The organism is Bifidobacterium sp. ESL0800 (assembly GCF_029395355.1).
Lineage (GTDB): Bacteria > Actinomycetota > Actinomycetes > Actinomycetales > Bifidobacteriaceae > Bifidobacterium.
In genome coordinates this window covers 431,330-444,082 of the sequence record NZ_CP113913.1, presented here as the reverse complement: position 1 = coordinate 444,082, position 12,753 = coordinate 431,330, and the positions used below count along the sequence as shown (strand labels likewise).

Below are 12,753 nucleotides of genomic sequence, written 5' to 3'. Positions count from 1 at the left end.
AAAAAGACTGAATTTCGAGGTTTAAACCTACTACGAGAAGGACACAAACAAAAATGGATGTTCGCCACCTCAGACACCTTGCATATCGGCATTAGCCGGAACAACGGAAACGATGTCCCTACCCTCGGAGTCCATACATCCCCGGCAACGAGAAAAAGCGAGAAACACAATGACACCCTCATCACTTCAGAGACAGGAAAACGGGAAACGGATCAATCGCTGATATGACGAAGAATCCATCTCCCGTTCGCTTCATGAAGTCCCGTTATCGACTACTCGCCCTTGTACGGGTAATCGCGACGGCGCTTGGCCCGGAACTCACGCACCCGCTTGATCTTGTTCTGTCGATTGAACTCGATGACCGAAACCCCGTCGTAGTCGTAGGATTCGCCCTCGCGTTCCCGCCCTGCGAGCGTCCAGAAAACGGTGATTGACGGCTGCCCTTCACGACCGCGGGCATGGGTGAAATTGGCTATCTTCCACATCGACACGGCCTGGTGCTCCAGCGAATCCTCAATCCAGTGATGAATCTGGTTGCGGTTTTCGTAGATATGCCCGTTGGATTCCTCATAGACGCAATCAGGAGCGAAAATCGCGTCGAGCTTGTCGAAATCGCGGGTCACCCACATGTTGAAGTAGTCGGAAATGGCACGCTCGCGCTTACGTGCCCTCGGTATCGATAACGTCACTGTCGCCATAACCATCATCATACGCTATACAAAGCGCGTTACACGGCCGCGATATCGAATTTGTCTCGAAAAATTATGGCTTCACGGTTTTCTGCGGCGACCCGTCGCGCAATCACGTATGATTGCTACATTTATTCAGCAATAGCAAAATACGGCAACGGAATATCGCAACCTACGAAAGCCGCTTGCCGAGATAATCCTTCAAAACCACTGCCTGGTTGTTGTGTGGGTCTTTGGCGCCATAGAGCAAGGTGACTTTGGGCTGTTCGTGGCATATCGCGACCAACTTGCCGACCGTTTCCGCGTTTTCGTCTAGCTCTTTGCGGTATTTATCGGCGAACTCGTCGAACTTGGCAGGATCGTGGCCGAACCACTTGCGCAGCTCGGCGCTCGGCCCGATTTCCTTGAGCCACAGATCGAGTTTCGCCTTCACCTTTGAAATGCCGCGCGGCCAAAGCCTGTCGACCAAGACGCGGTAGCCGTCGGCATCTTCGGCCGCCTCATACACCCGTTTCAACGCAATCGTCATATCCCCGCTCCTTTGGCTCGTATACCTCAGCCTAGCGCAGATAGGAACGGAACGACAGAGCAAATCGGATATCGGCGAAAAAATCAAGATTCCTAGATACGGCCGTCGCAACCATCGAGGATAAACGTCGACAAGCCGTCAGTTCATCAGGAAATCGAGAACGTTCATGCCGGCGTCGGTTTCGGCGCGATAGAGCTCCGTGAAGCCGCATTGGGTGCAACTGACGGTGATGAACTTCTTGTTCTGCACATTGAAGAGCTTGGCGAATTCCCCGCCCGTCGCCTGGAACTGATCGGAAATGTAGTGTTGGCAACCGCATTTTTCGCATACGTACTGTTTCTGCTGCATTGGAGGGCCTTTCGTCTCTGCAAAATATTGACTTGGTCATTCAATTTAACCATGAGCCCGAGGCAGAGAATACGACATTGCGATAACGAATATCCGTTTTATCTGTGCAAACCGTATCGTGAGAACGTTGCGCTTGACATCTTGCCGGCTTTTCTAGTGAGGCTACGCATAACGGCCACGGGCAATGACAACCATTGAACAATGAACCTCATATAAACAAGGGAGCGCCGCAACGAACCAGCACCGCGGCACTCTCTCCCGGAACCTGAACAGCCTAAAACTCGCGTATTCGATTTTTGGACGGACTCAGACAAGAACCTCGTCGATCGGCTGGTCGCCGTCGTAGAAGGCGATGGTCTTGCGCTTGGCCACATCGGCGCTGAGCACGCGGGCGATGACCGCCGCGACGTTGCCGCGCGAGGTCGCACGTTGCTCGGGCGTGGCCGGCTTGCCGTCGATCATCGTGTGGTCGTTAGTTAGAACGATTTTGTCGGTTTCGGGCTCGAGCGTCAGCACGCCCGGACCCAGAATCGTGTATTCGAGCGAGGAATCAATCAGGTGCGCGTCGGCGTCATGCTTGGCCTGCGCGTACGGCAGGAACGACTCCGGCCAGCCCATCGTCTGCGGGTCACGGTCGGCCGTATCGTAGGAGACCATGACAAAGCGACGTACGCCCGCTTTTTGCGCCGCATCAATCGCGTTGACCGCGGCCTGATAGTCGACGGCATGAGTCCTGTCAGCGTCGCCACCACCGGCACCGGCCGAGAACACGACAGCCACAGCGTCTTCAAACAAGCCAGCAAAGCTGTCGACGTTGGCATGTTCCATATCGAAGACCACCGGATTTGCGCCGGCCTTACGCACATCGTCGGACTGCGCAGGGTTACGGATAACCGCATCGACCGCGAATCCCGCAGCCTTCAGCTTCGGCTCGGCGAGCAACGCCACCTTGCCATGCCCGCCCAAAATCACCACACGTCGCTGATCAGCCATATCGATTCCTTTCAAAAATCGCAACGTCCATCGTTATTGATGGATCATAACCATCATTATCATGCCATAAAAACACCGTTACGCGCACAGAGCGAATTGTCGGACTCGAGGCTGCGAGATTTATAGTCCGGTTATCTGCTACGAAGCCTGTCAGAACTCGTTATCTTGCTCATTTAACCACCAGTATTCTAACGGTTAAGCCATTTATCCACTAGAAAACTACAGCTTAAGACTTTATAAGATACGGCATCGGTTCTGCGAGTCATTTAGGAAAAAAGAAGAATCACATGGCCGAAATTTTATAAAACCGCCGACACATTTTCTTAAAACACATGGCAGCAACTCCATAGAATAAGATTTCAGGCGGAAACCAACGCTCCATGAGCGTCATATTCGTAAGAATGATTATAAAGATACGACGGAGAGATATCGATAGATCCATCTTGCCACGTCAGTACACCGTCTTCCAACTGAAAATGCTCAAAAACAGCCTCGTCACGCAACGGGGCAAACGCGGGAACATCATCAAACATTTCGCTAAAATCGCAAAGCCGAGTTTTCCCGTTCGAAAACGTAACCACCATGGTATAGTCCCCGGTCGCATGAGCATCAAGGACCTCTAATTCACCACTCGGAGAATCCGCATAAACGATTCCATCATGTACGAACATCAAAATCTCCTTATGACAAAGGCTTTATTTTATTAAAAGGCTTACCGCTTATAGCTTCATTCCATGCAAGGTACAATTCACTCTCATGCAATTCAAGCCACGCGGCCACCAATTTGTATTGTCTTTCCGGCAAAGAACCCGCCAACACTTCACCATCGATGCCGATGGAAGCCTTAAAATCACCATACTTCACATGTACGTGCGGCTTATGATGTTTGCCTTCATCCTGATACACCATCTTGATGATGATTCCGAAAAATCTGCTTACTTCCGGCATTCGATCACCTCTTTTAGTCCTAGTCCTAAATCTCATTGTAGAGGAAATCAGCAACCTTGAAAGAAGTCTTTCTCAATATCATCTATAATCGAAAAGTCACTGTGAACCGCAATCATTCACAATACGATTTCGATTTATCACATCAGTCAGGAGAACAGCTATGACAATTCAGCATATTGCCTCTCCTCTGATGACTACCAAAGGGCTCGCCGGGCTGCTCTACCGGATGGGACGAACCTTTGACGGGCTCAATACCTCGCGCATGGCAACCGAAGAGTTTCTGCGCACCGGCAATCCCAACGTCGTCGGTTCGCGCAACGACTATGCACTGCTTTGCGATTTGAAAGACGCCTCCTCGTATGTCATCGAATACGACTATTCGACACGGCCTATGGATCTGGCATGGTTCACCGGCATCAACGCGAAAATGACCCGCACCGCAGCCATGGAGCCTGGCGTTCTAAGAACGACGGAAAACGTCATCGTCTCCACCCGCCGAGGCACCTATACCCCGCCTGTGCCTTCTGCCGCGGCAATCGAGCAGGAACTGGATTTAGTTTCTGACGACAGCACGTCAGTAGCGTCAAGCACAGCAGATAGCCCCGCAGCACCCGCACACAATGTGCAGCCCCTCGAACGTGCCTCACACCTCTTCGCAACGCTAGCCAAGATGCAGCCGTTCGGCGACGGCAACAAACGCACCGCCCTACTCGCCGCCAACGGCCTGCTGCTCAAGCTACATTCATCCGCCATCCTCGCCGTCCCGGTAGAGCCACCAGACCGCGATACCTTCAACGACAAACTGAGTGCTTGGTACTTCGATAATGACCCATCTGTTATCGATTGGTTTGCTAATTGGAACCACACGCATTGCACAGAGCAATATTCAAACTCAAAGAATATAGCTTATCCCAATCTATAAAGCCAATTACGGTTATGTACACACAAGCACTTCCGAACAGTTAAAATATGATTAAATCATATTCATTCCATTAAAGCTCTTTTCTCCAATTGAAGCATATTATCCATTGCTTTATATAATTTGCCCTTTGTCTCTTTTGCAAGAGCATCAATCTCAACAGTTTCAAGGATATCGCTCAAGTTGATATCCGACGGAAAATCAACGATTTCGCGCTGTTTATTCTGGTTAGTTATTGACGAATTGCCACTACCTATTCTCTCACGAATATGTTGCATTCTACCAATTGTCGTTTCCTGTTTACCTTTCGGGAAGACCTCAAGCCTCATGCTCGGTTTCAAAAGCGATGAAACTTTATCCGGATAAAGCCAATATGCATACACCCAGTCATCATTTGTTGCACCAAAGTAATCATTCATCTTTTGAGTATGAAATCCATAGTATGTCATTCGTCCTTTATTCCAGCACCAATGATTACTTATTTGGCCTTTATCTTGTAAATCATCCATAACAGGATCATAGACTTTCTCAATCAAATACTGTTCAACCGCAGATTGATCAGTACATGCTTGACTCACAAAATCAAAAACCTCGGAATAATTACGATACAAGTTATAAGCAAGCTTATTCTGTTCTTCATCGTTCACAATATTCTCCTTCTTTAATAACCTCACATAATCTTCAATAAGAATCTGAGTGCGCCCCTGCGCAGAGTCTCTCAAAGATTCCAACACTTTAGCTACAGACGAATAAGATAATGTCAGCCAAATAGCTGGATTTTGGCACTGATCTTTCGGAATTTCAAAACCTTCAGGTGCTAACAATACGTAAATACGATATTGACGATTACCGTATGTGGATTCAATGTATTGGTGATAATCGTCCAATTGACGATTATGCAATCCAGAATCAACTTTGTTCTCAATACACATCACCATTCTGTCATCAATTGTTTTTGCTAAAATATCAATCCTGTCCTCAGATTCTCTGACAACATTCAACTCCGATAAATCATCAGCAGCCAGAGGAACGAAACTTGCAACGCCGCTCTCTGCAAACTTCTCTGAATTATCTACATAAAGTTGTGCAAGCAACCGATGAATAAACAAATCACCAAGCCCATGAGGTCCCGATGGATCCATAAGCCATGCAAGAAACGCTGAATGCTTAATCTCCTGACGTCCCATGTCAACGGCGTCGAAGACATTTACTCGGTTGAGTCTCTGATTAAGTTGATCGAAATCCGGATCGGCAAGCAGCTCCATTGCCTTTGATGCTAAAGAATTATTCTCCGACATAATTCATCTTTCTTGATAATCTTTCATAATCTACTCTCAATATATAACACATCAATGCGCTGCCGAACAGTCTCATAAGCTTACCATCGCTGTCGGGTTTCGGAACTTTCGCGTTGTCCTATAACAACTTTGCGATCGACGCAATGACTTTGTACGAAAGGTTCGTTGGAATCAACTCTTCTCTATCGTACAAATGAGCGTTTTTACACAGAACTCCGTCTTTATGCCGTTACATAGCACCAACGCGATTGTTCTACCATAGAAATCGATCTCTGATTTGTTACTACACTCAAATAGTAGATCACTCTATTTGTTGTAAATCATTTGAGGCTGATCATATTAGCAAGTTATGTTGCATTTGCACAACATCCACGTCTCATTACCGATTAAGAAACGTCGTGCCTGTTTCTACTTCGTCAGGCGCAAGAATGTCCCGCTCATCAAAATAAGCGATTGGGTTTTTGGAATCGTTGCGTTTTAACGTTTTCCCGAGCCATGCATCGTATTGGCGTTTCACCGGTTCACCGATGAAGCCCATGCGCATGTCCTCACGTTTGATCAAACCTCGAACTTTTGCCACGCACGACTGTGTTTTCGGGATTGAGGATAACAGCCAAATCACAACGTACCGCTCGGCCAGGCTCAAGTTTCCACCAACTGTTGCCGGCATGCCACACCTCTTCGGGTGACATACCTTCCTGCCAGCCGATAAATTCGCGGTATCCGCCTTCTGGCAGTTCCTCGTGACGAACCGGCTTACGCGGACCAAGCTTCATCGTAATAATCTCGCTCAAAGACACCCGCCTTTTATCAATCTAAACTTGCTTACTAGTTTCCATGATACTAAGCAAGCCGCACCGATCAATATGTACCTCTAAAGAATGACCAACTGCTGCTTAGATAACAAAAGTGGCCCGATACCAGATGATATCGAACCACTTGTAAGGGTTAAGCGTATCACAGTCTCACACGTTGAACTTGAAGTCTACGATGTCACCGTCCTGCATCACGTAGTCGCGGCCCTCCTGGCGAAGCTTGCCCTCCTCCTTGATCTCGTTCATGCTGCCCTTGGCGGCGACGAAATCGTCGTAGGAGACGATGTCGGCCTTGATGAAACCACGTTCGAAATCACTGTGGATGACGCCGGCGGCCTGCGGGGCGGTCCAGCCCTGATGAATCTGCCAGGCGCGCACCTCCTTGACACCTGCGGTGAGGAAGGTCTGCAAGCCGAGCACGTCGAAGCCCACGCGGGCCAGCTGGTCGAGGCCGGATTCCTTGAGGCCCGCGTCAGCGAGCATCTCGCGCGCGTCGGCCTCGTCGAGGTCGGTCAGGTCGGACTCGAACTGCGCGTTGAGGAAGATCGACTGCGCAGGCGCAACGGAGTCGGCTAGCTTCTTCTGAAAGTCCGTATCGCCCAGCTCGGTGTCGTCAACGTTGAAGACGTAGATGAACGGCTTGGCGGTCATCAGATGCAGGTCGTAGATGTCGGCCTTGTCGATTTTGCCGGCGGAGGCGGCGTGGTCGATGGTCTCGCCTTCCGAAAGAATCGACTGCGCTTTCTTGACCGCGTCCATATATTCCTGCGTGACCTTCTTGCCACGCAGCTCCTTCTCGAGCTTGGGCAGCGCGTTCTCGATGGTCTGCAGGTCGGCAAGCATCAACTCGGTGTTGATGGTTTCGATGTCGTCGGCCGGATCGACACGACCGTTGACGTGGACGATGTCATCATCCTTGAACGCACGCACGACCTCGCAGATCGCGTCGGCCTCGCGGATGTTGGCCAGGAACTTGTTGCCCAGGCCCTCGCCCTCGGAGGCACCCTTGACGATACCGGCGATGTCGACGAAGGTGACGGTGGCGGGCACAATCTTCTCGGTGCCCACCAGCTTGGCGAGCACGGGCAGACGCTTGTCGGGCAGCGGCACGATGCCCGTGTTGGGCTCGATGGTGGCGAAAGGATAGTTCTCCGCAAGCACGTTGTTGCGGGTCAAAGCGTTGAACATGGTGGACTTGCCGACATTCGGCAGCCCGACGATTCCGATAGTTAAAGACATACCTCAAGTCTAGCGCCGAGACGGACGAAAGCGACGATCCTATTAGAATGGAATCAACGGTCATTGCGCCCGCAACAGTTGCATCATCGGCGATGAAAGGACACGCATGAGAAAATATGCCGCTTTCAACAGGCACGGACACGGCACAACGCAAAATCGCGGCAATGAACGCACCAGACATGCGACAAACTTCGTATCCGCAGAATCTTCCCCGATGCCACCCGAACCAGAAAGCTTGAAACCACGGCGCCAACGCCAATTTTCCCGTATTATGACGCGGATACTGAGTATATGCGTCATTGCGGCCCTCCTCCTTGCAGCGGCTTATGGAACATGGGCGCTGATCCTTCACCCCCAGGCGATGCCACCGAGCAGAACCGCCAAAACCAGCGTCCAGCAATTCGCATACGACAGTTCATCCCTCTTCCTCACCGACCGGAAGCTGGCCGACGAAAAAGGCAATACGAACTATTCCCCCACCTCGATGTGGACGGCGCTTTCGATGGCTGAACAGGGATCGGCAGGAACCACCAAAACCGAGTTGCAATCCGTCCTTGACAACGGCACGCAGCCCAACACCGATGACTATCATTCGCTGATGCTCTCCATCAACGGCAGACGCCATGGCAAATCAAGGATGCAGACCGACAATTCGATATGGGTCCAGAAAGGCCATCCGCTCGATAAGGATTACAAAAAATCCATGAGGACCGGCTTTGACGCCGAGATGAAAACGGTCTCAGGCGATGCCTCCAGGCAAATGAGCTCGTGGGTGGACAGGAAGACGCATGGGATCCTCAAGCCCGATTTCGCTTCGAACAACTCCACCTTGACACTTCTCAACACTGTATATGCCAACGGAAAATGGCAGGATCCATTCGATGCGGACGACACGACTGACCAACCGTTCCATGGAATGAAAGGAGACTCGACGATTCCCATGATGAGTCAGCAAGCGACGATGGACATGGCCAGAGGCAAAGGATTCAGACGTGTCGACAAAAAATTCGACGACGGTTCCACATTGAAAATCGTGCTGCCCGACCAGAAGTCAGCGGCAAGCAAGCTGGCCGGAAAAACCGACTCTCTACGCGCAATGTTCAACGCAAAAAGCGAGGAGACCAAAGTCGACCTTGAACTTCCGAAATTCAAGGTGGCCAACACGTTTAACGACACGATACCGACCTTAAAAAAGTTGGGAATCCGTTCGGCATTTGACTCGTCCAGTGCGAATTTCTCCAAAATGGCAAGCAGCGAGCAGTTCTTCATTCAACAAGTCATCCAAGGCACCAGCATCGATGTGGGCGAAACCGGTGTCAAAGCCGCCGCATACACCAAAGTCGCGATGCTGACCGGCGCACCGAATCCAGGAAGAGTCAACATCGAAACATTCATCGTCGACCATCCGTTCCTCTACGAATACGACACCCCTGACGGAGTCCCGCTGTTCATCGGCATCGTGCGGAACCTGTAGACAGACGACGAGTATAGCAACGGTCCGATTGCCTGACGTCGGCAGATAACCAACAAAGCAACGGCGGCAAATGCCCCAACCGGCAACCCAACCGTGCAAATCGGGACGCGCATAAGCGGTCAGCATCCTCAAACGTCCAGCAGCTGATTGTATTGGGCAGATTTGTCGCGAAAACCACCTATAGTCACTCTTATCATCAATCACAGAAGAGGTCGCTGAACCCATCAGTAACCGACCAGAGGCACGGCGGTGCCCGCGAAGGCCGGTGAAAGGGAGTCCAGCCGAAATTTCCGGTCGCCTCCGCGGCGGGAAGTTGGGCCTGGGTCCAAGAGATCCAGGACTGTCGCGGCCAATGCCGCGGAGCGCTATCGATGAGAATCGTTGTAGGCTTTTTCGCGATGAGGCGTGGCTCGATATCATAGCTCGGCTTTCAAGCGACAAATGCACTGACGGCCATTCGCATCTCTGTAGGCTTCTTCCCTACCGGAAGGAAAGCAGTATGTCGGCAACAACCGACCATACCGAAAGTGGAACCAGCACTTCGTCCCAGTCTACGGCGACAGGAGCGAAGGCCGGCAAAGCAGCACACCAATCGGCCGATCCGAACATCAAGGCCGCGGCCACGCACCCCATCCCCTCGCTTGGCGACAAAGGCAAAACAGGCAACGGCGGCGTGCAACGCAACCTGAAGACCCGCCACGTCTCGATGATCGCGCTCGGCGGCTGCATCGGCACGGGCCTGTTCATGACCTCGGGCTCCACCATCTCCAAGGCAGGCCCCGGCGGCGGCTTGGTGGCCTACATCGCCATGGGCATCATGGTCTACTTTTTGATGACGAGCCTCGGCGAGCTGGCGACCAACCAGCCGGTCTCTGGCTCCTTCGCGACCTACAACGCCAAATACGTCGACCCGGCTCTCGGCTTCGCCATGGGCTGGAACTATTGGTTCAACTGGGCCATCACCGTCGCCGTCGATATCTCCACCGCGGCCCTCCTGATCCAATATTGGCTGCCCCACACTCCTGGCTGGATCTGGAGCCTCATCGTGTTGGTGGTCATCTTCCTGATCAACGCCCTGACCGTCTCCGCGTTCGGCGAGACCGAATATTGGCTGTCGCTGATCAAGGTCATCACCGTCATCGTCTTCCTCGTGTTGGGCTTCGCCATGATCTTCGGCATCATGTTCCATCCTGCGGTCGGCTTCGGCAACTTCACCTACAAGGACGCCCCGTTCGTCGGCGGGTTCCCGGCCATCCTGAGCGTCTTTCTCATCGCCGGCTTCTCGTTCCAGGGCACGGAGCTCATCGGCGTGACGGCGGGCGAATCGGCAGATCCGGAGCACGCGGTGCCAAAGGCCATCAACAGCGTCTTCTGGCGCATCCTGCTCTTCTATGTCCTTTCGATCTTCGTGATCGCCGCGCTCATCCCCTACACGAGCCCGAACCTGCTTTCGGCGGCCGACGGCAATATCGCGATGTCGCCGTTCACGCTGGTCTTCAAGCGCGCCGGCCTCGCCTTCGCCGCAAGCCTGATGAACGCCATCGTGCTGACCGCAGTGCTTTCGGCGGCCAACTCGGGCATGTATGCCTCGACGCGCATGCTCTATTCGCTGGCCGGCGACGGCTACGCCCCGAAGTTCTTCTCGCGCACGACCAAACACGGCATTCCGCTGGCCGCGCTTATCGTCACCACCATCATCTCCCTGGCCACCTTCGCCGCCTCAATCTTCGGCCAGAAGATCTACATGTGGCTCGTCGCGGCCTCGGGACTCACCGGGTTCATCGCCTGGGTCGGCATCGCCATCAGCCACTTCCGCTTCCGTCGCGCGTTCATCAAGCAAGGCCACCAGCTTTCGGAGCTGAAGTACCACGCGAAGCTCTTCCCGCTCGGCCCGATCATCGCGCTCATCCTGTGCATCGTGGTGATCGGCGGGCAGAACATCGACGCGTTCGTCCACTGGGATTGGCAGCAGATCGGCATCACCTACATCGGCCTGCCGTTGGTCCTGATCCTCTACATCGGCTACAAGATCAAGTACCACACCCACATCATCCCCCTGGATGAAGTGGACGTTTCCCCATCTGATATCTCGAAGGAGAGCGAAAACAAGGAAACGACGGTCTAGAAAACCGATATTATAGTGGATCTTTGGGTGCGTCCGGCAAATGGAAACATGCCGGACGCACTCTGTTTATGAACCGGCTAATACTTCAGCTCTCCGACGGTATGAACGACTCGAAAATGAAGTAGCCGAAATCACGAACGCAATGTTCGAGCTCTTCGGCACTACGCGGGGTCCAAGCCACCGGCACGGCACCCAACGCACGAACCAAGCGCAGCTGCGGCGAACGACCACCATGCCAGTCATAGGCCACGAAATCCGGACGCGACACCCAGTTGAAGCCGAGTTTGCCCGCGATCCAAGGGATGATGCCACGTTGCAGCGAGTGCAGATTCGTCTGCAAATCAGTATTTCGGTCAATCGGGAATGGCGATGAAACGGCAAGCTGTCCGCGGAAAACCTCGGGATGGTTCTGCCGATACCAACGCATGGCCAGCGGATTGAACGACTCCACCACATACGCTCCGTCATAGTCACGCAGCAGCTTGTCGCCGCTTTCCATCAGCAAGCGTTGGCGAGCGCCCCACGAATTGCCTTCGAATTTGTACTCGACGATAATCGGCACACGCCCGCCTACAACCTTCAGCACGTCAGAGAACAGCGGGACGTGCTGGTACTGGCTTTGCTGCGGCAACGGCATGATCTTCTCCGCCTCCAACTCGGCTTGCGAAAGAGGCTCGGCCTTGGCATCCCCGTATACGCTCGGGTTCGGGAACAGCGGGATATGACGCAATTGGTCGTATGTCAGATCAGCGACACGTTGAGGGCAACCGGCCACACGCAGCAGGTCCGGGTCATGAGCCACCACGACCCTGTCGTCGGCCGTGAGCTGCAGGTCAAGTTCGATGCCGTATCCTGCCTCGCAGGCCGCGGCAAAGGCGGCAAGCGAGTTTTCCGGGGCGATGGGTCGCTCATCATTTTCCCGACCCGCACCATACCCGGCCTTGCGGGCCATACGACGGGCGAGTCTGATATATTCCCCGTCGCTTTCACGGTATTGCGAAGACAGACCAGAACCGGCGTCGTGAAGCCCGCGATGCGCATACCAGACATCCGGCATGGCCGGCACACGATTGCGTTCGCGGTCTTTGCAAGACCTTGGCGACATGGCCCAGATACCTGCACCCGCAAGCGCCAACCCGGCAAACACCGCACGGACGAGAAGCGATTGCCGACCTTTCCCGACAGTGTTACGTCCATCGTGCCTCGATACTGAACGATGTGGCATCGCCGGCCCTCCTTCAAAATGGCTTTGCACAAACATAGCAATATCCATCATAGGGATATTGACGAACCGAAGCGACGGAAACGGCACGGCATTCTCACATCAGTTTCCGTGGAACGGCCGACACCCCCACCCGGCGACCACAGCCTCAACG

General features: G+C 53.0%; 14 protein-coding genes and 1 riboswitch. Of the genes, 3 read left to right on the top strand and 11 right to left on the bottom strand.

The window, feature by feature from the left end; all coding sequences use genetic code 11:
* Window positions 1-272: 272 nt before the first annotated feature.
* The 6 genes from OZX75_RS01810 to OZX75_RS01785 form a co-directional block, all read right to left on the bottom strand.
* Complete coding sequence (locus OZX75_RS01810) at window positions 273-698, bottom strand: nuclear transport factor 2 family protein (RefSeq protein ID WP_277146556.1); 426 nt, start codon at window positions 696-698, stop codon at window positions 273-275.
* Window positions 699-861: 163 nt separating this feature from the next.
* Window positions 862-1,218 carry a DUF488 domain-containing protein gene (locus OZX75_RS01805; RefSeq protein WP_277146555.1) on the bottom strand — a complete coding sequence of 119 codons (357 nt, stop codon included), beginning with the start codon at window positions 1,216-1,218 and terminating at the stop codon, window positions 862-864.
* A gap of 138 nt (window positions 1,219-1,356) precedes the next feature.
* Entirely contained in the window at window positions 1,357-1,566 is a 210-nt protein-coding gene (locus OZX75_RS01800; RefSeq protein ID WP_277146554.1) for a zinc ribbon domain-containing protein, read from the bottom strand.
* A 306-nt stretch (window positions 1,567-1,872) separates the two neighbouring features.
* Window positions 1,873-2,559: an SDR family oxidoreductase gene (locus OZX75_RS01795; protein WP_277146553.1), complete on the bottom strand. Its 687-nt coding sequence runs from the start codon at window positions 2,557-2,559 to the stop codon at window positions 1,873-1,875.
* Between the two features lie 359 nt (window positions 2,560-2,918).
* Window positions 2,919-3,230 carry a DUF2442 domain-containing protein gene (locus OZX75_RS01790; protein ID WP_277146552.1) on the bottom strand — a complete coding sequence of 104 codons (312 nt, stop codon included), beginning with the start codon at window positions 3,228-3,230 and terminating at the stop codon, window positions 2,919-2,921.
* A 10-nt stretch (window positions 3,231-3,240) separates the two neighbouring features.
* A complete protein-coding gene (locus tag OZX75_RS01785) occupies window positions 3,241-3,507 on the bottom strand; it encodes a DUF4160 domain-containing protein (protein ID WP_277146551.1) in 267 nt (88 codons plus the stop codon).
* 160 nt (window positions 3,508-3,667) lie between these two features.
* Between OZX75_RS01785 and OZX75_RS01780 the strand changes: the two genes are divergently transcribed.
* The gene (locus OZX75_RS01780) at window positions 3,668-4,429 is read left to right on the top strand and encodes a Fic family protein (protein ID WP_277146550.1); all 762 of its coding nucleotides are present in this window, start codon (window positions 3,668-3,670) and stop codon (window positions 4,427-4,429) included.
* 62 nt (window positions 4,430-4,491) lie between these two features.
* Here the strand turns inward: OZX75_RS01780 and OZX75_RS01775 are convergent, their stop codons facing one another.
* The 4 genes from OZX75_RS01775 to ychF all read right to left on the bottom strand — a co-directional run bounded on the left by OZX75_RS01775 (window position 4,492) and on the right by ychF (window position 7,778).
* The gene (locus tag OZX75_RS01775) at window positions 4,492-5,724 is read right to left on the bottom strand and encodes a PDDEXK-like family protein (protein WP_277146549.1); all 1,233 of its coding nucleotides are present in this window, start codon (window positions 5,722-5,724) and stop codon (window positions 4,492-4,494) included.
* Between the two features lie 379 nt (window positions 5,725-6,103).
* Entirely contained in the window at window positions 6,104-6,286 is a 183-nt protein-coding gene (locus OZX75_RS01770) for a hypothetical protein (RefSeq protein WP_277146548.1), read from the bottom strand.
* Window positions 6,273-6,518 (bottom strand): hypothetical protein, encoded by a 246-nt coding sequence (locus OZX75_RS01765; RefSeq protein WP_277146547.1) that lies wholly within the window; start codon window positions 6,516-6,518, stop codon window positions 6,273-6,275. Before OZX75_RS01765 ends, OZX75_RS01770 begins: the two co-directional genes overlap by 14 nt.
* A 171-nt stretch (window positions 6,519-6,689) precedes the next feature.
* A complete protein-coding gene (ychF, locus tag OZX75_RS01760; protein WP_277146546.1) occupies window positions 6,690-7,778 on the bottom strand; it encodes a redox-regulated ATPase YchF in 1,089 nt (362 codons plus the stop codon).
* Window positions 7,779-8,139: 361 nt separating this feature from the next.
* Between ychF and OZX75_RS01755 the strand changes: the two genes are divergently transcribed.
* Together OZX75_RS01755 and OZX75_RS01750 are read left to right on the top strand one after the other, a co-directional pair.
* Window positions 8,140-9,252 carry a serpin family protein gene (locus tag OZX75_RS01755; protein ID WP_277146545.1) on the top strand — a complete coding sequence of 371 codons (1,113 nt, stop codon included), beginning with the start codon at window positions 8,140-8,142 and terminating at the stop codon, window positions 9,250-9,252.
* A gap of 198 nt (window positions 9,253-9,450) precedes the next feature.
* Window positions 9,451-9,628, top strand: a riboswitch (Lysine riboswitch).
* A 123-nt stretch (window positions 9,629-9,751) separates the two neighbouring features.
* Window positions 9,752-11,377 (top strand): amino acid permease, encoded by a 1,626-nt coding sequence (locus OZX75_RS01750; protein WP_277146544.1) that lies wholly within the window; start codon window positions 9,752-9,754, stop codon window positions 11,375-11,377.
* 85 nt (window positions 11,378-11,462) lie between these two features.
* On the opposite strand, the gene OZX75_RS01745 is transcribed toward OZX75_RS01750, so the two are convergent.
* Window positions 11,463-12,482 carry a glycerophosphodiester phosphodiesterase family protein gene (locus OZX75_RS01745; protein ID WP_525930255.1) on the bottom strand — a complete coding sequence of 340 codons (1,020 nt, stop codon included), beginning with the start codon at window positions 12,480-12,482 and terminating at the stop codon, window positions 11,463-11,465.
* Between the last annotated feature and the right edge of the window lie 271 nt (window positions 12,483-12,753).